Annotated in this window: 18 protein-coding genes and 4 pseudogenes; 7 read left to right on the top strand and 15 right to left on the bottom strand. The window is 57.7% G+C overall.

Annotated elements, in window-relative coordinates:
* Positions 1 to 30: 30 nt before the first annotated feature.
* The 5 genes and pseudogenes from AC0V6Z_RS12125 to AC0V6Z_RS12145 all read right to left on the bottom strand — a co-directional run.
* A pseudogene (locus AC0V6Z_RS12125) lies at positions 31 to 648 on the bottom strand (NADH-quinone oxidoreductase subunit C); the annotation flags it as partial.
* A complete protein-coding gene (locus tag AC0V6Z_RS12130) occupies positions 645 to 1220 on the bottom strand; it encodes a hypothetical protein (protein ID WP_472638727.1) in 576 nt (191 codons plus the stop codon). The pseudogene AC0V6Z_RS12125 and the gene AC0V6Z_RS12130, both read right to left, overlap by 4 nt.
* Entirely contained in the window at positions 1217 to 1756 is a 540-nt protein-coding gene (locus AC0V6Z_RS12135; RefSeq protein ID WP_472640908.1) for a NuoB/complex I 20 kDa subunit family protein, read from the bottom strand. The genes AC0V6Z_RS12130 and AC0V6Z_RS12135 overlap by 4 nt, the downstream gene beginning before the upstream one ends.
* A gap of 56 nt (positions 1757 to 1812) precedes the next feature.
* Positions 1813 to 2187 carry an NADH-quinone oxidoreductase subunit A gene (locus AC0V6Z_RS12140; protein WP_472640909.1) on the bottom strand — a complete coding sequence of 125 codons (375 nt, stop codon included), beginning with the start codon at positions 2185 to 2187 and terminating at the stop codon, positions 1813 to 1815.
* 201 nt (positions 2188 to 2388) lie between these two features.
* Entirely contained in the window at positions 2389 to 3819 is a 1431-nt protein-coding gene (locus AC0V6Z_RS12145) for a coniferyl aldehyde dehydrogenase (RefSeq protein ID WP_472638728.1), read from the bottom strand.
* A gap of 185 nt (positions 3820 to 4004) precedes the next feature.
* Between AC0V6Z_RS12145 and AC0V6Z_RS12150 the strand changes: the two genes are divergently transcribed.
* Positions 4005 to 5201 carry a thiolase family protein gene (locus AC0V6Z_RS12150; protein ID WP_472638729.1) on the top strand — a complete coding sequence of 399 codons (1197 nt, stop codon included), beginning with the start codon at positions 4005 to 4007 and terminating at the stop codon, positions 5199 to 5201.
* Positions 5201 to 5644, top strand: a complete 444-nt coding sequence (locus AC0V6Z_RS12155) for a hypothetical protein (protein ID WP_472638730.1) — start codon at positions 5201 to 5203, stop codon at positions 5642 to 5644. The genes AC0V6Z_RS12150 and AC0V6Z_RS12155 overlap by 1 nt, the downstream gene beginning before the upstream one ends.
* Positions 5645 to 5654: 10 nt before the next feature.
* Here AC0V6Z_RS12155 and AC0V6Z_RS12160 read toward each other — a convergent pair whose 3' ends face one another.
* On the bottom strand, positions 5655 to 6137 hold the full coding sequence (locus AC0V6Z_RS12160) for an SH3 domain-containing protein (protein ID WP_472638731.1): 483 nt from the start codon (positions 6135 to 6137) through the stop codon (positions 5655 to 5657).
* 82 nt (positions 6138 to 6219) lie between these two features.
* Here AC0V6Z_RS12160 and AC0V6Z_RS12165 point away from each other — a divergent pair, with 82 nt between their 5' ends.
* The 4 genes and pseudogenes from AC0V6Z_RS12165 (at position 6220) to AC0V6Z_RS12180 (ending at position 8668) form a co-directional block, all read left to right on the top strand.
* Positions 6220 to 7242: a 2-hydroxyacid dehydrogenase gene (locus AC0V6Z_RS12165; protein ID WP_472640910.1), complete on the top strand. Its 1023-nt coding sequence runs from the start codon at positions 6220 to 6222 to the stop codon at positions 7240 to 7242.
* A gap of 62 nt (positions 7243 to 7304) precedes the next feature.
* Positions 7305 to 7694 (top strand): hypothetical protein, encoded by a 390-nt coding sequence (locus tag AC0V6Z_RS12170; RefSeq protein ID WP_472638732.1) that lies wholly within the window; start codon positions 7305 to 7307, stop codon positions 7692 to 7694.
* Positions 7684 to 8313 (top strand): annotated as a pseudogene (locus AC0V6Z_RS12175) (ammonium transporter); the annotation flags it as partial. The gene AC0V6Z_RS12170 and the pseudogene AC0V6Z_RS12175, both read left to right, overlap by 11 nt.
* A gap of 109 nt (positions 8314 to 8422) precedes the next feature.
* A complete protein-coding gene (locus AC0V6Z_RS12180; protein ID WP_472638733.1) occupies positions 8423 to 8668 on the top strand; it encodes a hypothetical protein in 246 nt (81 codons plus the stop codon).
* An 18-nt stretch (positions 8669 to 8686) separates the two neighbouring features.
* On the opposite strand, the gene AC0V6Z_RS12185 is transcribed toward AC0V6Z_RS12180, so the two are convergent.
* The 9 genes and pseudogenes from AC0V6Z_RS12185 to AC0V6Z_RS12225 all read right to left on the bottom strand — a co-directional run bounded on the left by AC0V6Z_RS12185 (position 8687) and on the right by AC0V6Z_RS12225 (position 18597).
* A complete protein-coding gene (locus AC0V6Z_RS12185) occupies positions 8687 to 9775 on the bottom strand; it encodes an alpha/beta hydrolase (RefSeq protein WP_472638734.1) in 1089 nt (362 codons plus the stop codon).
* Between the two features lie 9 nt (positions 9776 to 9784).
* A complete protein-coding gene (locus tag AC0V6Z_RS12190; protein ID WP_472638735.1) occupies positions 9785 to 10246 on the bottom strand; it encodes a GNAT family N-acetyltransferase in 462 nt (153 codons plus the stop codon).
* Between the two features lie 10 nt (positions 10247 to 10256).
* Positions 10257 to 11013 (bottom strand): annotated as a pseudogene (locus AC0V6Z_RS12195) (enoyl-ACP reductase FabI).
* Between the two features lie 77 nt (positions 11014 to 11090).
* On the bottom strand, positions 11091 to 12320 hold the full coding sequence (gene fabB, locus AC0V6Z_RS12200) for a beta-ketoacyl-ACP synthase I (RefSeq protein WP_472638736.1): 1230 nt from the start codon (positions 12318 to 12320) through the stop codon (positions 11091 to 11093).
* A 25-nt stretch (positions 12321 to 12345) separates the two neighbouring features.
* A complete protein-coding gene (fabA, locus tag AC0V6Z_RS12205) occupies positions 12346 to 12855 on the bottom strand; it encodes a bifunctional 3-hydroxydecanoyl-ACP dehydratase/trans-2-decenoyl-ACP isomerase (protein ID WP_472638737.1) in 510 nt (169 codons plus the stop codon).
* A gap of 256 nt (positions 12856 to 13111) precedes the next feature.
* The gene (locus AC0V6Z_RS12210; protein ID WP_472638738.1) at positions 13112 to 13834 is read right to left on the bottom strand and encodes a class I SAM-dependent methyltransferase; all 723 of its coding nucleotides are present in this window, start codon (positions 13832 to 13834) and stop codon (positions 13112 to 13114) included.
* Positions 13834 to 14962 (bottom strand): peptide chain release factor 2 gene (prfB, locus tag AC0V6Z_RS12215; protein WP_472638739.1). Its coding sequence is split into 2 segments (ribosomal slippage): positions 13834 to 14220 and positions 14222 to 14962, totalling 1128 coding nucleotides; the frame shifts between segments, so codons are not numbered across the junction. The genes AC0V6Z_RS12210 and prfB overlap by 1 nt, the downstream gene beginning before the upstream one ends.
* Positions 14963 to 15063: 101 nt before the next feature.
* Positions 15064 to 17571, bottom strand: coding sequence for a penicillin-binding protein 1A (locus AC0V6Z_RS12220; protein WP_472638740.1), 2508 nt, complete (start codon positions 17569 to 17571; stop codon positions 15064 to 15066).
* 141 nt (positions 17572 to 17712) lie between these two features.
* Positions 17713 to 18597: an N-acetylmuramoyl-L-alanine amidase family protein gene (locus AC0V6Z_RS12225; RefSeq protein WP_486176482.1), complete on the bottom strand. Its 885-nt coding sequence runs from the start codon at positions 18595 to 18597 to the stop codon at positions 17713 to 17715.
* Between the two features lie 457 nt (positions 18598 to 19054).
* Here AC0V6Z_RS12225 and AC0V6Z_RS12230 point away from each other — a divergent pair.
* A pseudogene (locus AC0V6Z_RS12230) lies at positions 19055 to 21798 on the top strand (Rne/Rng family ribonuclease).
* Positions 21799 to 21848 lie beyond the last annotated feature (50 nt).

Raw genomic sequence — 21848 nt, forward strand, 5'->3', positions numbered from 1 at the left:
TTTCTCCGCGGCCTTTTTATCCGCGTCGCCACCTTCCGCCTTTTCATCACCGGGAAGGACATACTCCGCGCCTTCCCATGGTGAGAGGAAGTCGAAGGTCCGCATGTCCTGCGCCAGCTTTACCGGCTCATAGACAACGCGTTTTTCGTCCTCGGAATAGCGCAGCTCGGTATAGCCGGTCATCGGGAAGTCCTTGCGGAACGGATGCCCTTCAAAGCCATAATCGGTGAGGATGCGGCGCAGATCTGGGTTGTCGGCGAACTTCACGCCGTACATGTCGAAGACTTCGCGCTCCAACCAGCCAGCATTCGGCCACAGGTCGGTGATCGATGGAACAGCGGTCGCCTCGTCGGTGGACAGCTTGACCATGATCCGGTGGTTCTTGGTCAGCGAGAGCAGCATGTAGACGACCTCAAACCGCTCTGCGCGGTCGGGATAGTCGACCCCTGCGATTTCCATCATCTGTTGATAGGCATGATCGTGACGCAGGCTGCGCAGCACATCGACAATGCTGTCACGCGCCACGGTGAGGATGATCTCACCGTGTTTTTCTTCGCCAGAAATGACGGATTTGCCGAGCGCCTTGGTCAGCGCATCAAGCACACCTTCGTTCGAGGCGATTTTCGGGGCGGAATGGACGACGGTCATGGTGCTACGACCTCATCTGCGAACTCAATTGATGCAATGAAGCGCTCAACAAGAAGCCTTCGCGACGCTTCGGGGTATTCTTCAGTGATTTCACCACCGACTACGCTCAAGAGGACTTTGTTATGTGCGACTTCGACGAACCCGCTCTGCGCAAGATAGTCGGTGCGAGCTTCCATATTTGTGAATGCGCGCCGCCCATCGACTGTGCGGGCAGCGGCATCATGAAGTTGGCTCTCTTCCTTGCGAATATCCTCGGTAATCAGATCGAAGAGCGAGGTATCGCCAAGTTCGGCCAACGGAACTTCGACGATCCCAGCGAACATGAGGGTTTCGCCTTGAAGGCACATCACTCGCGCTTCTGGTCCGATTGGCACCGGCAGTATGCTGGCGTCCTTTGTCATTGCCTGAAACGCCAAAGTTTCCTCAGCGCTGCACGGTGTTTTGACTGAAAAAGCCTCGTCAGGAGATTGAAAACGCGACCAATCATCGCCCGCGACGCCGTCATTCGCGACGGCCACCCCATAGAGCGAGGCGAGCGCTCCGAGGCCCAAAATCATAGATTTGAAACTCATCGCACAATCGTCCCGGTGCGGCGGATTTTGCGCTGCAATTGCATCACACCGTAAAGCAGAGCTTCTGCCGTCGGAGGACAACCGGGCACGTAGATATCAACCGGAACAATCCGATCGCATCCGCGCACGACGCTGTATGAATAGTGGTAATAGCCGCCGCCGTTGGCGCAGCTGCCCATCGAAATCACATATTTCGGGTCCGACATCTGGTCATAGACCTTGCGCAGGGCCGGAGCCATCTTGTTGCACAGGGTTCCAGCGACGATCATCACGTCTGATTGGCGCGGTGAGGCTCGTGGGGCGATGCCGAACCGCTCCATATCATAGCGCGGCATGTTCACATGGATCATCTCAACCGCGCAGCATGCGAGGCCGAATGTCATCCACCACAGCGAGCCGGTGCGCGCCCATTGGAACAGATCTTCGGTCGAGGTGACCAGAAAACCCTTGTCGTTCACTTCGGTTTGGAGTGCGTTGAAGTAATCCGCATCAGGCTGACGCACTTCGCCGCTTTGCGCAGTCGGCAATCCGTTCATCGGCTTACCAGCGGCGTCCAGGATCGGGCTGCCCGGGGTGATGTTTGCTGAAGTGCTCATTCCCAGTCCAGAGCCCCCTTCTTCCATTCGTACGTGAGGCCAATCGCCAAAATGCCTAAGAAGGTCATCATTCCGATCCAACCGACCCAGCCCGTCTCGCCTAGGCTGACCGCCCAAGGGAACAGGAAGGCCGCCTCAAGGTCGAAGATGATGAAGCTGATTGCGACCAGATAAAAGCGCACATCAAACTGGCTGCGTGCGTCCTCAAATGCGGGAAAGCCGCACTCATATTCAGACAGCTTTTCCGCGTCCGGGTTGTGTGCCCCGGTAAGGCGTGAGACGCCCATCGGCAGAAATACAAAAAGGCACGATAAGCCAAAGGCTATGGCGATGAAAATCAGTATCGGTAGATACTGGCTAAGGTCGACCACGATAAAGTCCAGACGGTGATTAATCCCAGGGGGTCGCTTAGGCCTCTCGCGCACGCCGCGCAAGCCCGCGAATCAGGCATTTCCTGCATCATTTGATGAGACTAGGTAAACCACCTGATTCCGCGGCTTTGCGGCGGATGGAAGCACTCCTAGAACGGTCTTCGCGGAAACATACCGTTTAATGCCGCGCAGTTTTCCCCATCACTTCATCATCCCAGCGGCAGCTTTCTGACTGGCTTTTCCATAAGGCGGTTTAAACCCGCCCAGTTTGGCAATGTCGATCTTGGGCTGGTGATAGACGGCGCGCGCGTGGCTGAATTCCTTAAAGCCTTCGACCGCGTGATAGCTGCCCATGCCGGATGGCCCGACCCCGCCGAATGGCAAATCCTCCATCGAAACATGAAAGATAACGTCATTGGTGGTGACACCGCCAGAGATCGTCCGGGTCAGCACGCGTTCCTGCTCGTCGGTGTCTTGGCCAAAGTAATAGAGGCCCAAGGGACGGTCATTTTCATTCACATAATCAACGGCATCGTCGACGGTTTTATACGTCTTTACGGGCAGGACGGGTCCGAAGATCTCTTCCTGCATCGCTTCCATCTGGTCAGTCACGTTCTTCAGGATCGTTAGCGGCATTTTGCGTTGGTTGGCCGAACCAAAATCTTCATCGCCTGGATTAACCTCGATCACCTCTGCGCCTTTGTCGCGTGCATCGGCGACCATGCCTTGCAGCCGCTCAAAATGACGATCGCTGACGATGGAGGCGTAATCATCATTTTCGAGCAGGGTTGGATACATATTGGTGACGCCGTCAGAGACGCCTTGGATTGCCTCGTCCTGCTTATCCTGCGGGACATACATATAATCAGGTGCGAGACATATCTGGCCTGCGTTCATCATTTTACCCAGAGCAATGCGCTCACCCGCTTTGGCAAAGTCGGCGCTCTTACCCATGATAACAGGCGATTTTCCGCCCAGCTCCAGCGTGACTGGCACGAGGTTCTTTGACGCAGCCTCCATCACTCGGCGCCCGGTTGCTGTGGAACCGGTGAAGACCAGATGATCAAAGGGTAACTCGGAAAATGCAGCGGCGACTTCTGGTCCGCCGGTGATTACCGCCACTTCATCGGGTGTGAAATATTCATCGACCAGTTCCGCCATCAACAGGGACGTACGCTCTGTAAATTCGCTCGGCTTGATCATCGCGCGGTTGCCCGCCGCCAGAACCTGCATCAACGGCGAGAATGCGAGATTTACCGGGAAATTCCATGGGCTAAGAATGCCAACCACGCCCTTTGGCTCATAGCGAATTTCAGCCTTCGCGCCGAGCAGCCCCAATGGAAATTGCACGGGGCGCTTTTCCGATTTGGCCCATTTATCCATGTTTTTGAGCGCATGTTTGCCCGCGCCAACTGTGCCCGCAATATCGGTGATCATCGATTGATCGACGGAGCGATTGCCGAAATCCGCGCTCATCGCCTTGCACAGGTTTTCGCTGTGATCTTTCAGCAGAGCCATGGCTCGCTTAATCCGGTCTTTGCGCATGTTCATGCTTTCCGGTCGGGATGCGGTAAAGGCCTCACGCTGGCGCTTTAGAATGGCGTCCAATTCTACTTTGCGGTCATCGGCCATAGGGTTCTCTCCAGAAATACGTTTTGATTTGCCATGCTTGTCGCCAAAAATTCGCAATATGACAAGCAGTATTGGGCCGTGACCTCACCTTGAAACTGCACATTGCCAATGCCGCAGCGCAGCATTACATCGCCCAAGACATTATCCAGTGAAACAAATTACAGATTTTAGCCAAGGAACCCCGCATGGCCCAGTTTTCCGCCAATGATCCGATTGTCATCCTTTCTTATGCTCGTACGCCAATGGGCGGAATGCAGGGCGCATTGGCTGATGTTTCAGCGACGGATCTTGGCGCCACGGCAGTCAAGGCAGCGGTGGAGCGTTCCGGCGTGAACGGTGAAGATTTTGACCGAGCCTATATGGGCTGCGTCCTACCCGCTGGTCTGGGGCAGGCCCCTGCCCGCCAGGCCGCGATTAAAGCTGGCCTGCCGAAAACCGTGCAAGCAACCACGGTGAACAAAGTTTGCGGCTCTGGCATGCAGACAGTGATCATGGGCAGCGAGGCTCTGGCATCAGGCACGATCGACATGGTGGTTGCCGACGGGATGGAGAGCATGACCAATGCACCGTACCTGCTGAAGAAGCATCGTTCTGGTGCGCGCCTTGGCCATGACACGACCTATGATCACATGTTCCTCGACGGGCTGGAAGATGCCTATGAAGAAGGCCGGGCGATGGGCACTTTCGCGCAGGACACGGCGAACGATTATCAAATGACGCGCGAGGAGATGGATGAATATTCCGTCGAAAGCCTGCGCCGCGCTAATGCTGCGATTGAAAGCGGCGCGTTTGCGGACGAAGTCGTGCCGGTGACGTTCAAGACACGCAAGGGCGATGTTACCGTCGACACCGACGAAGCGCCTGGCAAGGGGCGCCCGGACAAGATCCCGCAATTGCGCGCAGCTTTCGCCAAAGACGGCACGATCACGGCGGCAACCTCCAGTTCAATCTCTGATGGCGCGGCCGCAGTCGTTTTGACACGCGAAAGCGTGGCGGCGGAAAAGGGCGCGACGCCAGTTGCAAAGATCGTTGCCATGGCGGCCCATGCGCGCGAACCGAAGGATTTCACGATCGCGCCGATTGGAGCAATTGAAAAAGTGCTCGCCAATGCAGGCTGGTCGGTTGACGATGTTGAGCTGTGGGAAGTGAACGAAGCGTTTGCTTGTGTGGCGATGTTCGCAATGCGCGACCTCGGCATTGATCACGCAAAGATCAATGTGAACGGCGGCGGCACAGCCCTGGGTCATCCCATTGGCGCCAGCGGCACCCGGATCATTGTGACGCTGCTCAATGCATTGAAACAGCAGGGGAAAACTAAAGGTGTCGCCAGCCTATGCATCGGTGGCGGCGAAGCAACCGCTGTTGCGGTTGAGATCGTCTGATGCAATTTCGCCGAGCCGCCGCCTGTCTTGCTCTTCCAGCGCTGATCGCGCTTGGCGCTTGCGGAGAAACGGCGACCGGCAGCGATGGCGATGCAGAGGTCAGCGGTGAGGCAGTGGACGCCCCTGCCCGCGCTGAAGCCGCCGATGGCCCAGGTTTTGTTATGGTCCCTGGCCTCTATGCCATTGGCAGCAATGGCACGATCTACGCCAAGACGAAGCTTGAGCCGGACGGAACCTACATCGACTACAACCCGCAGAATGTCCGAGTTGGTAGCGGAACATGGGACGTCGATGGCGCGTCGTTCTGTTTCAATCCGCGCGGTGAGGATGGTGAAGCGCGTGAGCAGCGTTGCTGGGATAATGGCGCGGCAAATGCTGACGGCAGCTTCACCACGACATTGTCAGACGGCAGCGAAAGCTATGAGATTACCCCGTTGAAATAGAGCAGGGCGCTCAGGGCGCGCCGGTGCCCCACAGGCGGTCTTCCGGTGCCCACCCCGTACGTCCGGCAATATCAAGCTCGCACCAGCCAGCCTCGCAATTCCCCAGTCTGCCGACATTGCCCGGCATGGCGCGCCATCTGAGCGCGGACGTGGCGCTGGCTGATGCACGCAGGTCAACCGGCCCCTCGCCAATGATCATGGCGGTGCGCGCGGCGCTTAGGAGGCTGCGCGTGACCCATCCTTGCTGCCCATCCGGATCTTCAATCAGGCGCCAGCCTTCGCGTAGGCGGATGACTTTGATCGGCAGACCTTTGCGTTTGTAGACCCATTCAATCGGGTAATCGACGCTCGGCCCGACCCGCATATTAACCCGCTCAGAATCGATCGAAGCCCAATATGGCGTCTCGCGGTCCTGCGCATAAAGCGGCGCGCCAAGCGGCGCTAAAGCGAGCAGGCCCAACACGGCCAAGACAGAGACAACAAATCGTTTCATAACAGATCCATCCATAGCTTCATTGGATACGCGGCTTCAAGCGCGCTTGACCTGTGCGCCCACAAGCCATTAGCGCTAGATGATGCCAAATGAACCTGCGCAGACCCAGCGCCGCAATGCGCGCGAGATGAAAGTGGTGGTGACCCGCCAGTTAATGCCTTCTGTAGAGGCGCGGATGAGCGAGTTGTTCGATTGTCAGCTCAACACCACTGACGAGCCGATGAGCCGCGAGGCTTTGATCGCAGCGATGAAAAGCTGCGACGTGCTGGTTCCCACCGTTACAGACAGAATTGATGCGGATATGATCGCAGAGGCAGGCGAGCAGTTGGGCCTGATTGCGAGCTTTGGCGCAGGGATCGAGCATATTGATCTGGCCGCTGCGGCAGCGCGCAAGATCTTCGTCACCAACACGCCGGGTGTTTTTACCGACGACACCGCCGATATTGCGATGGCAGGCATTATCGGAGTGCCACGGCGCATTCGCGAAGGCACAGCACTGGTTCGGCGCGGCGAGTGGACCGGATGGGCGCCATCGGGCCTGCTGGGGCGTAAGCTTGGCGGAAAGACACTGGGAATCGTCGGCATGGGCCGCATTGGCCAGGCGGTTGCGCACCGGGCACGCGCTTTTGGCTTGTCGATTCTCTATCACAACCGAAAGCCCTTGCCTGAAGCGATCGAGAGCATGCTGGGCGCGAACTATGCGGAAAGCCTGGATGATCTGCTGAGCGCGGCTGACATCGTCACATTGCACAGCCCGCTGACCGATGAGACACGTAATATGCTCGATGCTCGCCGCTTTGCTTTGATGAAACCTGGTTCGTGCATCATCAACACGGCCCGCGGCGAGTTAATAGACCAAGAAGCGCTGATCGACGTACTGGAAAGTGGACATCTCGCGGGTGCGGGTCTTGATGTTTACCCAGAGGAGCCGAAGGTTGATGAGCGTCTCATCAGAAGCCCCAATGTCATGACACTGCCCCATATTGGCAGCGCAACGGCGGAGGGCCGCGAAGCCTCTGGAGAGAAGGTGATCGCCAATATCCGCTTTTGGGCCGATGGACACCGCCCACCAGATCAAGTGCTAGAGGCACTGATCGCGGGGTAAGTTGCATTAATGCCATTGATATTGAACGCTGTTTGAAACAAAGCGCGTGCAAAGGGATTAATTTGAGCAATGACCGCATGACTGCGCGGCATTGGGGGGACATAACAATGCTGCGCACCGCGCTTTCACTCATTATTGCTGCGGGCCTTGCCGCGCCGCTTTCTGCTCAAGATGCGGTTCAAGAGGTGGCGCCTGCTATCGCGGTGCCTGATACTGGCGACACCGCATGGATATTGGCCTCCGCAGCGTTCGTGCTGCTGATGACATTGCCAGGCCTTGCGCTGTTCTACGGTGGCCTCGTGCGCTCCAAAAACCTGCTGTCGGTTGTCTTGCAATGCGGCGCGATTGCCGCCGCTGCTTCGGTGCTGTGGGTGATCGCTCAGCTACACCATCGCCTTTGGCCCGGTTACAACAGGCTGGATGGGCGGTGGCAACGCGTTAATGTTCGATAATCTGGGTACGGTGCGTGAAGGCACTTTGGTGCCCGAAAGCACATTTGCGCTGTTCCAGATGACTTTTGCGGTGATCACTCCTGCCCTGATGGTGGGCGCGTGGGTAGAGCGCGCTCGGTTTGCCTGGGTGCTGGCGTTTTGCGCGCTATGGGGCCTCGTCGTCTACGCGCCAGTTGCGCATTGGCTATGGGGCGGCGGATGGCTGGCAAGCCAATTTGGAACGCTCGACTTTGCGGGCGGCCTAGTGGTGCACACCACCGCTGGCGTTTCTGCGCTGCTGGTTGCGATGCTGCTGGGCAAGCGCGACGGTTTCCCTAAGAAGCTGATGTTGCCCCATGCTCCGGCGCTAACGATGGTGGGTGCGGCTCTGCTGTGGGTGGGCTGGTTCGGATTTAACGGCGGCTCTGCCCTGGGCGCGAATGACAACGCCTCTTCCGCCATCATCAACACACATATTGCCGCAAGTGCAGCCGCGCTCACGTGGCTGCTTGTTGAGCGGCTTGCGCTGGGTAAGCCGACCACGATTGGTTGGGCAACGGGCGCGATTGCTGGCTTGGCCACGATCACACCGGCGGCGGTGTTTGTCTCGCCTGGCGCAGCGATCCTGTTCGGCGTGGCCGGTTCAATGGTTTGTTACGGCGCGATCCAGCTGATCAAGCTGAAATGGCACATTGACGATCTCGCTCGACGTATTTGCGGTTCACGGTGTGGGCGGTCTGCTGGGCACTATGTTGCTGGCTGTCTTCCTGGCACCAGAGCTTGGCGGAACGGGGTATTTCCCGGGAATGGACATGGGCAGCCAATTGTTTGCGCAATTTGTTGGGATTGGCGCGGTCGCGTTGTGGAGTGCGATTGGCACAGCGATCTTGGCGTTGATGGTCTCGGCTTTCTTCCCGATGCGGGTCAAACAGGACGAGGAAATCGAAGGTCTTGATGTGGCCAGCCACGGTGAGCGCGCCTGGGATATTGAATAAGGCCCAATCGGAGAGCGGTTAGAGTGCGTCTAAGGCGCGGCTGATCTTCACCCATTCCGATTTGATATGGTCGTGCATGATGACGCGCGGCCGTGCCTGGGTTTCGGGTGTCTTGCGGCTTGCGAGCACTCGTTCCAGCACGAATTCCTCAGGCCACCCGGCCCACTCGCCCGCAGGGTCTAACAGGTTGAACGAGAACGCTGGCTCCACCTCGCAGCGATAGATCGTCTCCAGCTCTTCCTTGGAATAGCCTGCCTCAGTGATCATCTCAGCGATGCGAAAATAGTGATGCTCGTCGAGCTCCGTGTCGAGGAAAGTGTCTGACAGCACCGACCATACAGGGAGCCGTCGAGCGATCTCTTCGTCCGTCAGAACTGGCAGCTGAGCCAAGGCTAGTGCAGAAGGAGCACCGTCACGCATTTCCTCGCGCAGAATACCCACCACCTCGCGTATGGCCCGGCGCGATGTGGCGAGCTCCAAATGCTTATAGGGCAGCTCAATCCTCAGGTCTGATTGCTCCGGCGTTCCGGCGGTGCACTCAGGATGGATCACACCGTCCCTGCTTGACCAAATCGCGAGCGTGCGAACTGGCGGCTTGTCCGACAAATCCTCCTCAAACGGCGGATTATCCACGCTGTGATCGTTCATTGCCTCATACAGACGCCAGGCATTATTTGCTCGGCTGTCGCCTGAAAACGGCGATCCCAAGGTGACAGCAAGGTCGATATGATGCGGCAAGCGATGCGCTAGCAGCCGCGCGTATAGCCCGCCAAGGCTCCAGCCAATCACGATGATCTTTTGTGAGGCTTGATCAGACAGTCTTGCAACGTGATCTTCCACGGCCGTGATGCGCGCTGGCGTCACCTTGGTGTTGAGACCATTTTCCCAGCCATGCGCGTCAAACCCGGCCTGCCGCAGGTTCGCGATGAGCAGGGCGGTTGCGGCATTGTTGGAAAGCATGCCGGGAATGACCAGAGCGGTCTTACCATTGGCAAACGGCTCCATCTGATCGGCTGAACGCAGCGGTGCAACCAATACCTTGGGCAGAGCCAAAAGCTCGCTTGCTAGGCTCAAAAAGCTGGGGCGTGGAGGTTTAACTTCGTTCAATGGACGCCCTCACCCGGCACGTAAAGACAAAGCATAAAACTTGTTGAAGTCACTTGGCGTGTAACCGGCAAAGGCCTCGCAAGGCACAAACCCGAAGTTCTTGTAGAGTCCAACTGCTGCCTCGAAAACTCCGCCATCGCCTGTCTCTAGTTTGATTTGCGGGAAACCCAATTCCCGGGCGCGGCTGATCAAGTGCTCCAACATAGCTTTGCCCGCGCCCTTCCCTCGGGCATCGGGATGGGCCCGCATCGATTTAATCTCGCCAAAGCCATCATGCTGTTTCAGTGCCCCGATTGATAATAGAGCTTCGCCTTCCCACGCCGCAAAAACCTCTATTTCCGGGGCTTTCAAGCCAGATAGGTCGAGAACATGGCACGTGCCAAGCGGAGAGAATTGTTCCATCTCACTATGATGCAATTCGAGTAGCGCGATGACTTCCGGTTCGCTCAGGTCTGTAGAACGAATGATCATCACTTGCCGATCATAAATTGTCGAGCTGTGGCATGCCCAGAACATGGAAGCCGCCATCCACATGGATGATCTCTCCGGTGGTGTATGCGCCTGCATCGCTGCACAAATAGACCGCCGTTCCGCCCACCGCTTCCAACGTAGCGTTGCTGCGCATGGGCGCATTGGTATCGGAGTGTCTGTAGGTCCTGCGTGCGCCGCCAATTGCGGACATGGCCAGCGTTTTCATCGGGCCGGGGCTGATCGTGTTTACGCGGATGCCCTCTGGGCCAAGATCATCGGCTAGATATCGCACGGCCGATTCCAGCGCGGCTTTTGCGACGCCCATGACGTTGTAGTTGGGCGTAACACGGCTTGAACCCATATAGCTGAGCGTCAGGATCGTTCCGCCATTCTCGACCATCATCGGATGCGCACGGCGCGCAACCTCGATCAGGCTGTAGGCAGAGATATCCATGCAGTTTTTAAAGTTGTCGCGTGACGTATCAAGGAAACGCCCGGCCAGTTCCGACTTGTCGGAATAGGCAATGGCATGGACGACGAAATCGAGCGTGCCCCAGCGTTCCTGCAATGCGGCAAAGGCCGCATCAAGCGAGGCGTCATCGGTCACATCAACATCTAGCATGACATCCGAACCGACGCTCTGCGCTAGCGGTTCCAACCGCTTACCAAATCCCTCACCCTGATACGTGAAAGCCAGCTCAGCGTCGAGCCTCTGCGCAGGCTTTTGCAATACCCCAGGCGATTGAGCGATCATTCGCGACGCCCATCACAAGTCCGCGTTTTCCTGCAAGGACGCCCATGCTCATGTCACCTCAATTTTGGCAGCAAATCCTGCGTTAAATTCTCAACCGTGAAATTTCGACATCAGCATCGAACCATTGGTGCCGCCAAATCCGAAGCTATTGGTCATCACGGTATCAAGCCCGGCATTTTCGACCAATTGCGTAGCGATCTCTTCCGGTTTCAACGCCGGATCGAGGGTTTCCACATTGATCGAAGGAATGATAAAGTCATGTTCGAGAGCGAGCAGGCAATAAATCGCCTCTTGCGCGCCTGTTGCCCCTTGGCTGTGGCCGGTCATCGACTTGGTTGAGCTGACCGGTGGAGTTGAGCCCTCCCCAAACACGCGGCGAACCGCCTCGATTTCGCCAACATCACCCACCGGCGTGGATGTGCCGTGCGCGTTGATATAGCTGACTTTGCGCTCTTCATTCAGCGTTTTGATCGCACCGCGCATCGCCCGCTCTCCGCCCTCACCTGATGGCGCGACCATGTCCGCACCATCAGAAGTGGCACAGAACCCGGTGACTTCGGCGTAAATCTTTGCCCCGCGTGCCTGCGCATGTTCGAGGCTTTCCAAAACAACCATCGCGCCGCCACCACCAATCACAAACCCATCGCGGTCTGCGTCAAAGGCGCGGGAGGCACGCTCCGGAGTGTCGTTATACTTGCTCGACATCGCGCCCATCGCGTCAAACAGGCAGGATAATGTCCAGTCCAGCTCTTCGCCGCCGCCGCCAAACATCACGTCTTGCTGGCCCAGTGCGATCTGTTGAGCGGCCATGCCGATGCAATGCAGCGAGGTGGAACAGGCGGAAGTGATCGAGAAGTTCATGCCCTTGATCTGATAAGCCGTCGCCAAGTTGGCACTGACCGTGGAGGACATCGTCTTAGGCACCGCGAATGGGCCAATACGCTTGGTTGAGCCGTTCTTGAGCACAGTCTGATGCGCCGTCAGCATGGCAGAGGTCGACGGTCCGCCTGACCCAGCGATCACTCCGGTCATGGGGTTGATAACGTCTTTCTCTTCCAGACCAGCATCGGCGATGGCTTGCCCCATCGCGATATGAGCATAGGCCGCGCCCGGCCCCATAAAACGCAGGGTGCGCTTGTCGACGTGCTCTTTCACATCGAGATCCACCGAACCCGCTATTTGAGAACGAAAGCCATGTTCGGCCATGTCCTCATTGAAACTGATGCCGGATTTGCCCGCTTTCAGCGAGGCCAGCACTTCTGCTTGATTGGTGCCAATCGAGGAAACGATCCCCAGTCCGGTAATGACAACGCGACGCATGATATTCCCCTATCGTCTCTGGCCCTTAGGCCTCTGAGAGCGCAACTTTCATATCTTTAACTTGATAGATGACCTCACCATCGGCCTCTACCCGGCCATCGGCCACACCCATCGTCAAACGCCGGGATTGCATCGCCTTGGTGAAATCCACGAAATAGGTGAGTTTCTTGCGGTCAGGCCGGACCATGCCGGTTAGCTTCACTTCGCCCACGCCAAGCGCATAGCCGCGTCCTTGCCAACCGCGCCAACCGAGATTGAAACCCGTCAGTTGCCATAGGCCATCCAGGCCAAGGCAGCCGGGCATTATCGGATTGCCGGGAAAATGGCAGTCAAAGAACCAAAGGTCTGGTTTTATATCAAATTCAGCCACCACATGACCCTTGCCATGTTCCCCGCCATCGCCCGAGATCTCCGTAATCCGATCCATCATCAGCATCGGAGGTTCCGGCAATTGCGCATTACCTGGGCCGAACAATTCGCCCCGTGCGCATTTAAGCAGATCTTCACGGTCAAAGCTGGTTGGAAAATCTGTCATCCTTGGCGGTACTCCTGACCTTGTGGCATTGTGATCGCGGCAGCGCGTAGCACCCCACCTTGTTGATTTAAAGAGCGCAAGGCCACCGGACCGATGCTTGCATGAAGTTCGCAGGATCAATCGGCGCAGCTAGCGCGGCGGATCGGCTCCAGTCCCCTAATCAATGAAAGCTCCCCAGCGAGTTTGCCCCCGCGCTTTTCATGATTGTGTTTAGGTTCCCGCATGGTGCAACACAATGTCACATTTGGGCTGTGCCCTATTTTTTGTTCAGGCTGCAGGCTGTTATCTTACCCGGTTCTGGCCGCGTATCTGCCCGCTCAAAGCGCGCGAAATAGCCTTTGATGTCTGGCTTTTCCAGAAATTCCATGAGTCGGTATCCCGCCGCATCAAACTCACAAAACAGCAATTTTGGCGGCATGCCGTGGCGGTCGGTCGGTCGGTCAGCGTCGACAACGATCACCTGACCGCCTTCGGCCAGCGCAGGCCACAGCCGCCACAGGAACGCATAGGGTTCGCTGACTTCGTGATACATGTGAACCAAAAAGATGCGGTCAAAGCTGCTGCCCGGTAGTTGTGGATCGTCAACTTCACCAAGCTTGATCGAAATGTTTTCCAGCCGTTCCTGCTCAACCCGGCGGCCCAGCCGTTCCAAGGCATCGCGATCAATATCCTGAGCCAGCACCCGGCCGGCGTCCCCAACACGCTCAGCCAAGCGGACGGTGTAATAGCCCTCGCCCGCGCCGATATCGGCGACCGTCATACCTTCGCCAATATTGGCAAGGTCCATGACTTTTTGCGCCTCACCGCGATTATCCCGGGCGTCTTCGTTGGAAAACTGGTTTGAGGTGATGGTTGAGACCGGGCGATCAGGCAGCGGAAACTCAAGCGCGCTTTCGGGCCTGTCGCTTTGCTCGGCCTGCGGCATACATCCGGCCAATGTCGCCGCTGCTCCTAGGATAAACGCAATCGAAATCCGCATTATTCGACGTCTTCCACATCCACTGTCTCACCGGTCACCCGCTGAGCGAGAGCGGCAGAGATGTACGGATCAAGCGCGCCGTCCAGCACATCGTCTGGCGAGCTTGAGGTGACGCCAGTGCGCAGGTCTTTGACCATCTGATACGGTTGCAGGACATATGAACGGATTTGGTGGCCCCAGCCAATGTCGCTTTTCTCTTGGTATTCGCCAGAGGCAACCGCTTCGCGCTCCGCCATCTCGCGCTCAAACAGCCGCGCCTTCAGCATATTCATCGCGGTCGCGCGGTTCTTATGCTGGCTGCGGTCGTTTTGGCTGGCGACCACGATGCCTGTCGGTTGGTGCGTGATCCGCACTGCGCTGTCCGTGGTGTTGACGTGTTGTCCGCTCGGCACCTGATGCGCGGTAGGTGTCGATCTTCAGGTCGCCCTCATTTATCTCCACCTCGAAATCATCGTCGATGACGGGATAGACCCAGACCGAGCTGAAGGATGTGTGGCGGCGCGCGCTGCTATCATACGGGCTGATCCGCACCAGGCGGTGAACACCGCTTTCGGTTTTGGCATAGCCATAGGCGTTCTCGCCTTTGACCAGCAGGGTAGCGGATTTGATACCAGCGGTTTCACCCGCCTGATATTCCACCGTTTCAATTTTGAACCCGCGCCGCTCTGCCCAGCGGCCATACATGCGAAACAGCATCTCGGCCCAGTCCTGGCTTTCGGTGCCGCCTGCGCCCGCGTGAATTTCGATATACGTGTCATTGCCGTCTGCTTCGCCAGACAGCAGCGCCTGAACCTTGTCCGCATCGGCCCGATCGGCGAGCTTCTCCAGGCTCTTCAGACCATCATTGATGATGTCCTCTTCGCTCTCGGCCTCGCCCATCTCAATGAACTCGATAGCGTCGCCCATTTCAGACGAGATATCGCGCACCGTTGCAACTGCGGTTTCGAGCGTCTTTTGCTCACGGCTGACGGCTTGCGCTTCCTTGGGATTGTCCCACAGGCTGGGGTCCTGGACGCGAGCATTCAGCTCATCCAGGCGCCGCAAAGCACGCTCCCAATCGAGCGACAGGCGCACCAGATCAAGCGCAGCTTCAATCCGGTCGATATTGGCTTGCGCTTCTGCGCGCATGGCAAATCCTTTGCGGTGGTTTGGAAGGCCCCGATTAACGGGCGGGCCGCGATTGTAAAGTTTGAGCGGGAGTGACGGCGGTGGTTTGAGCGGAGGCGCCGCTAATACAGCCCGCCTTGATCCTCGACAAAGTCCTCGACTTCGCCATCGCTGGATTCAGTAGCCTGGCTGGCGCTGCCGCGAGCGGATTTGATCAGTTCCAGGATCTCATCACGCTTGGCCGCGATCTCATCGGCGCGGGTCGAACGCTCTGGTTCAGTGTCCGGCTTAAACGCTTCCCAGATGATGGCAGAGCGCTTGTCATTGGTGGGCCATCCATCGAGCACGCGTTTGCCCGAGCGGCGGTCTACCCTGACCATACGCACTCCTGCTGGCGCGATTGCAGGAAGGTCAGACCATTTGTCGCGCGATTCGCGGATCAGCGTCTTGATGATCGGTGCCGCTATCGTTCCACCTTGAGCGTAGCCGCCCATATTGCGCGGGGTATCAAACCCGACATAAGCGCCCGCGATCAGCTCCTGCGTGCCGCCGATAAACCAAACATCCTTTGGTCCGGTGGTCGTGCCGGTCTTACCAAACAGCGGCAGACCCAGATCGTTGAGAACTGTCGCGGTGCCGCGATCAACTACACCTTTCAGCATGTGCATTGTCTGGAACGCGGTCCGAGCGTCCATCGCTTGCTCACCCTTTAGACCAAAGCGCGGCATCGGCTTGCCATCCCATTTCGGCATGTTGCAGCCATCGCATTTGCGATTGTCCGCGCGGTAAATCACCTTGCCATCGCGGTCTTGCACATAGTCGATGACGGTTGGATCATTCAGGCGTCCGTGATTGGCCAGCGCCGCATAGGCCGCAACCATTTTCATTACTGTGGATTCGCCCGCGCCCAAGGCAAAGGCGGGATAGGGATCGTAACTGCCGATGCCCAAATCCTGGATCTGCTGAACGACATTGTCCATCCCGGCAGTCATGCCGATCTGCACCGTCATAATGTTCTGCGATTGCTCCAAGCCATAGCGCAGAGGAAACTCGCCTGCGCGTCCGCCGCGAATGCACTTTTCGCCCAGGCGGCGGCCCTGATAATAGCAATAGCGCGAGTTATCGATTTCGGTCGATGGGGTCATGCCGTGGTCGAGGCCGGTGGCATAGACAAAGGGCTTGATCGTTGAGCCCGGCTGACGCTCTGCTTGGGTCGCGCGGTTAAAGTCTGACAGGCGATAATCGAACCCGCCCTGCATAGCGAGCACCCGGCCATATTGCGCGTTTTGAACCACCAGGCCGCCTTGAGCGTGCGGAATGGCCTTTACACGAAAGCCATTGCCGCTGGGCACAACGGCGATCACGTCACCTGCTTTGAGCGCGTTTGGTAGACTGCTCAGCGATTTCTCTTCGCCATCGGAAAAGCCGATAGTCGCGCTGGATCCGCTGCGGTTTGTGACCACACCGACGCGCCAGTTTTCATAATTAACGCTGATGTTGGAACTAGCGAGCTGACTGTCCCACGCGCCATCATCGAAGTTGATGGTCGCAATCGGTCCGCTCCAACCCCGGCTGCCGTGATAGCGCACAAGGCCTTGGCGCAAAGCTTTGCGCGCGGCATCCTGTATCTCTGGATCGAGCGAGGTTCGCACCCACAGACCGCCAGCATAGACGCTGTTCTCACCGTCCTCGGCGCTCTCGCCAAAATCAGAAATGAGCTTGCGCCGGACTTCTTCGAGGAAATAGCCCGCATCGACCGAACGCTGGCTGCGTTGGCGCACCAGGCCGAGTGGCTGTGCTTTGGCTACGGTCTCTTGCTCAGCAGTGATGAAGCCGTTTTCTTCCATCTGCGAGAGAACGAAATCGCGCCGTTCCAGCGCGCGCTCTTCATTGGCCGCGCGTCCATAGCGCTCTGGCGCCTTTGGCAGGATCGCAAGGAACGCCATTTGGTGCAATTCCAGATCGACCACATCGCGGTCAAAATAGGCACGGCTTGCCGCCTGGACGCCGAAGCTGCGGCGACCCAGAGGAATCTCATTGAGATAAAGCTCGAGGATTTCCTCTTTGCTCATCACCCCTTCGATGCGGCTCGCGAGGATCATTTCCTTTAGTTTACGCGTAACGGAGTATTCGTCGCCCAGCAGCAGGTTCTTTGCCACCTGCTGAGTGATAGTGGAGCCGCCGACCGCGCGGTCGCCAGAGCCAAGCTTGCTGACATAGTCGAACACAGCATTGGCTGTGCCGGTTATGTCGACGCCGCCATGCGAGAAGAAGGTTTTATCTTCGGCGGAAAGATAAGCCTCAACCAGCTTTTCCGGGAAGTCGGGATATTGCAGCTGAACGCGGCGTTCGCGGGCATAGGAATGGACAATCTCGCCATCGATCCCGCGCACCACCGTGGGTAGCGGGGTCTCATAATCGAGCAGACCCTCTGCATCGGGTAGGTCGCGCGCCAGAAACACCCAGCCAGCAACCCAGGCGAGCAGCATCACGATCAGGCCGAAAGCGCCCAGCTTAAACAGTAGGCTCGATTTCCATTTCGCCTTGAACCATCCGCTAGCCGCGCTCAGGTCTCTGCCCAGGCGATAACGGAAATATTCGAGCGATGTCTGTTGGGTGGACTCAGTCATAGTTGCGTGTGTCTTAGCATGAGTGATTTTGCGGGCGCTAGCGCCTTGTGCCTGATTATCCGATGAACCTGCGGCTTGTCGTCGAATTGCATCAGCAGATGATTGGTGGACGCGGTTTCAGCAAATGGTTGGTGGACGCGGTTATCGTTCCGCTCTGCGCGCGAAGTATATGCGGATCGCGCGAGCCAAAACGCGGGCATAAGTCGCGCGGCCTTCTGCTGTGGTTAGACGCGCACGGTCAGCCTGATTGGTAACAAAGCCGCTTTCAAACAAAACTGAAGGCACATCTGGCGCCCTTAATACAGCCAATGCGGCGGAGCGTTGAGGCGTGCTGACAAAGGCGAGCTCTCCATCGCCCTCACGTATGATCAGCGAGGCGAGATCGGCTGAGCTATCCTGTGTCTGCTGCTGCGACAATTCCACCAGGATCGCGCTTACTTCTTCGCTTTGTCCCTCAATGGTGAGGCCATTCACGCGGTCGGCGTCGTTCTCTCGCGCAGCAAAGCGAGCGGCGGCTTCGCTCGATGCCTCTGACGACAAGGTGTAAATGCTCGCACCAGAGACATCGGTCGTCCCTCCGGCGGAATCGGCGTGGATCGAGACGAACAGGTCGGCATTCAATTGCCGCGCAATTTCTGGCCGGTCGCCCAGCGGAACAATGCTGTCATCACTACGGGTCATGGCCACTCTGATCCCGCCATCGGCCAGCAATTGGTCGCGCAACTCCAGGGCTATTGCGAGTGTCACATCTTTCTCACGCACAACTTGCCCGTCCGGGGTTTCACCCACCGCGCCGGGGTCACGCCCGCCATGCCCCGCATCGATAACGATCAGCGGGCGGGTCAGATCATCCGGACCGGTGATATCTGGAAGGACTACTGGTCCGCCCTCCCCAGCCAGGCTGATCCGCTGCACATAGTCGCGGCCCAATTGCGGGACAGGTATCTTCACACCCGCCGCTATCGCCCCGCCCACCAGCAAGGCCGGCAGCAGGATAACCATCAGGATCAGCGTGCGTAGTGACATATCCATAATGGCGTAGTGTGTTGTGATAGGAGAACGCAATATGGTTGCGGGGTCTAACCCACGATGCTAACAGGATTTCATCGAAAAATTGGTCGGCGCGGTGGGAAAGCCCCGGTGCGACTCGCCAATTTGTTCTCGACGCCTGGGCAGAACCCTTTTGCCAAGGCCACTTAACAGGTTGATGCAGTGACGAGACGCTTCTCCTCGCAATTCCAGTCGCAGCGCCCAGCGCTGGCGACGGTTTGTGCGAGCCGAAACGGGGGCCAAATGTTTGGTCAATCCCGCACTCTCTTCACAGCAGACACGTTCATCAAATCCCGTGCAATTGGTGCTCGGGGATCCGATAAATCGACCGGCTCTAGCAATGTCTTCCAAGACATTTGGCGAGCCGTTTCATCATACAAATTGCGTTTTATGAGCGGCCACCGAGCCGCCATAGGCGCGTGGAGACAACATAATGGCAACGCGCATGCTAATCGATGCGCGCCACTCGGAAGAGACCCGGGTGGCGGTACTAAAAGGCAACCGGATTGAGGAGTTCGACTTTGAATCTGCCGAACACAAGCAGATCAAAGGCAATATTTATCTAGCCAAAGTTACCCGGGTAGAACCCTCGCTACAGGCGGCATTTGTCGACTTTGGCGGCAATCGGCACGGCTTCCTCGCCTTTAGCGAAATTCACCCTGACTATTACCAGATTCCTCAGGATGATCGGGAGCGCTTGCTCGCCGAAGAAGCGGAGGCCGCCGAAGAAGAGGCGCGTTTGCGCGCTGAGGAAGAGGAAGAAGGCAACGTCCCCGGCGAAGAATACGATGCCGATGAGGAATCCGCCGAAGGCCTTGCAGAAGATCTTGCCGAAGACGGCATGGAAGAGATCGACACCTCAGAAAAAGATAAAGTCGCAACCATCGAAGAAGGCACCGTCGATGGCGATGACGACGATGATGAGGACGACAGCTCAGACGATGACGCCGAGGATGGCGAGACATCTGATGAGGAAAGCTCCGACGAAGACGACAAGCCGCGCCGCGGCCGCCGTGGACGCGGACGTGGCCGCCGACGTCAGGGCGGAAAAGGCGACAATAAGAAGAGCCGCAGCCGGGCGAAAGAAGTCGACGAAGTGCGCGCCAAGCGTATGGCGCTGCGCCGCCGCTACAAAATTCAGGACGTTATTCAACGCCGCCAGGTAATCCTGGTTCAGGTGGTGAAGGAAGAGCGCGGGAACAAGGGTGCTGCCCTCACCTCCTATCTCAGCCTCGCGGGCCGTTACACCGTGCTGATGCCGAACAGCTCGCATGGCGGCGGGATCAGCCGCAAGATCAATTCTTCGTCTGACCGTAAGCGATTGAAGCAGGTCGTCTCTGACCTCTCGCTGCCTAAGACAATGGGCCTGATCGTCCGGACCGCCGGCATCAGCCGTACCAAGACCGAGATAAAGCGTGACTTTGATTACCTTGCGCGCCTGTGGGACGAGATCCGTCAAAAGACGCTGTCCTCCACCGCACCGTCGCTGGTCCATTCAGACAGCGACCTGATCAAGCGGGCGATCCGCGACATCTACAATCGTGAGATTGAAGAAGTGATCGTTGAGGGCGAGGAAGGCTATAAATCAGCCAAGAGCTTCATGAAGATGCTCATGCCCAGCCACGCGCGCCGGGTAAAAGCCTATTCCGATCCGGTTCCACTGTTCCAGCGTTACGGCGCAGAGGACCAGCTGAGGGCGATGTATGATCCCGTGGTTCAGCTCAAATCGGGCGGCTATCTGGTCATCAACCCGACCGAGGCCTTGGTCTCGATCGACATCAACTCTGGCCGTTCGACTAAAGAGCACGGCATTGAGCAAACCGCCGTTGCTACCAACCTGGAGGCAGCGCGCGAGATCGCCCGTCAATTGCGCCTGCGCGATATGGCCGGTCTGGTTGTGATCGACTTCATCGACATGGAATACAATTCCAACGTCCGCAAAGTTGAAAAGCAGATGAAGGAAGCTCTGAAGAGCGACCGCGCCCGTATCCAAGTGGGCCGCATCTCAGGCTTTGGCTTGATGGAAATGAGCCGTCAGCGTCTGCGCACTGGCGTGCTTGAGGCGACAACCCGCGAGTGCCCGCATTGTGATGGCACTGGCTTGGTTCGAACCGCTTCTTCTGCTGGCCTGTCTGCGCTTCGGATTATCGAAGATGAGGCGGCCAAGGGCAAAGGCACGATCATCCGCCTGTCCGCCAGCACGGAGGCAGCGGTTTACCTGCTCAACGCCAAACGCAGCGACCTGGCTGAGATTGAAGACCGTTACGGCGTAAATGTTGAAGTCGTCCCAGAAGGCGAAGACGAAGGGGCGAAGATGAGCGTAGCCAGTGCTGGCCCGCGCCCAACCCACGCACCTAAGTTTGAGCCCATCGTCGATGAAGATGACGATGATGATCTGCCGGAAGAAAGCTTCGACGAAGACGAAGACGATGATGACGCGCCAAAGAAGAAGCGCCGTCGCCGCTGCGGCGTGGTGGTAGGGGCCGCAACAAGAACCGTGACGAAAATCGCGGTGATGATGCAGCCAATGACGACAGTGAAGATGGCGAAGATCGCGATGGCGGTCGTGAAGCCTCAAACGATGATGATGGCGAAGACAAGCCAAAGCGTCGCCGCCGTCGTGGCGGCCGCGGTCGTCGCCGTAAGGAAGGTGACAACGCAGCTGAGGAAGCATCAGAGGGCGTAGAAGCAGGCTCAGACCAAGCGGAAGCGGTACAAGCTGGCGATGCTGCTGCTGAAGAAGCGCCTGCTGAAGAAAAGCCGAAGCGCAAGCGAGCTTCGCGGGCCAAGAAGAAGACCGAACCAGAAGCAGAGGCCGATACGACTGCGTCGAAAGAAGACGCTCCTGCCGAAGAAGCGGCTGAAGCAAAGCCGAAGCGCAAGCGGGCATCCCGGGCGAAAAAGAAGCCTGAGGAAACCGCAGAAGTGACGGATGCTCCTGAGGCAGATGCTGAGGAAGCGCCTCCCAAGAAAAAGGCACCTGCCAAGAAGAAGGCTCCGGCCAAACCGCGTGCTAAGAAAAAGCCTGCGGCGAAGGCTGACACTGAGGCATCAGCCAGCGAGACGGCGCCTGCCAAGGCCAAAGCTGACGCGGCGCCTGAGAACGCTGCTGAGGAAACGCCAGCCGCTGGTGGCAAACCAAAGCGTGGCTGGTGGCAGCGGACATTTGGCGAATAACTTCACCCTAGCTGACTGAGGTCAGTCATATGGCGACAATCCTGAGCCGG

The sequence above is a fragment of the Erythrobacter sp. SN6-5 genome (assembly GCF_057364945.1).

Coding starts and splice junctions, on each gene's coding strand:
- AC0V6Z_RS12190 (WP_472638735.1), bottom strand. CDS start 10,246: ATGATCATTCGTTCTACAGACCTGAGCGAACCGGAAGTCATCGCGCTA.
- AC0V6Z_RS12150 (WP_472638729.1), top strand. CDS start 4,005: ATGGCCCAGTTTTCCGCCAATGATCCGATTGTCATCCTTTCTTATGCT.
- AC0V6Z_RS12145 (WP_472638728.1), bottom strand. CDS start 3,819: ATGGCCGATGACCGCAAAGTAGAATTGGACGCCATTCTAAAGCGCCAG.
- AC0V6Z_RS12180 (WP_472638733.1), top strand. CDS start 8,423: ATGTTGCTGGCTGTCTTCCTGGCACCAGAGCTTGGCGGAACGGGGTAT.
- AC0V6Z_RS12210 (WP_472638738.1), bottom strand. CDS start 13,834: ATGCGGATTTCGATTGCGTTTATCCTAGGAGCAGCGGCGACATTGGCC.
- AC0V6Z_RS12220 (WP_472638740.1), bottom strand. CDS start 17,571: ATGACTGAGTCCACCCAACAGACATCGCTCGAATATTTCCGTTATCGC.
- fabA (WP_472638737.1), bottom strand. CDS start 12,855: ATGACAGATTTTCCAACCAGCTTTGACCGTGAAGATCTGCTTAAATGC.
- AC0V6Z_RS12130 (WP_472638727.1), bottom strand. CDS start 1,220: ATGAGTTTCAAATCTATGATTTTGGGCCTCGGAGCGCTCGCCTCGCTC.
- AC0V6Z_RS12135 (WP_472640908.1), bottom strand. CDS start 1,756: ATGAACGGATTGCCGACTGCGCAAAGCGGCGAAGTGCGTCAGCCTGAT.
- AC0V6Z_RS12160 (WP_472638731.1), bottom strand. CDS start 6,137: ATGAAACGATTTGTTGTCTCTGTCTTGGCCGTGTTGGGCCTGCTCGCT.
- fabB (WP_472638736.1), bottom strand. CDS start 12,320: ATGCGTCGCGTTGTCATTACCGGACTGGGGATCGTTTCCTCGATTGGC.
- AC0V6Z_RS12165 (WP_472640910.1), top strand. CDS start 6,220: ATGCCAAATGAACCTGCGCAGACCCAGCGCCGCAATGCGCGCGAGATG.
- AC0V6Z_RS12225 (WP_486176482.1), bottom strand. CDS start 18,597: ATGTCACTACGCACGCTGATCCTGATGGTTATCCTGCTGCCGGCCTTG.
- AC0V6Z_RS12155 (WP_472638730.1), top strand. CDS start 5,201: ATGCAATTTCGCCGAGCCGCCGCCTGTCTTGCTCTTCCAGCGCTGATC.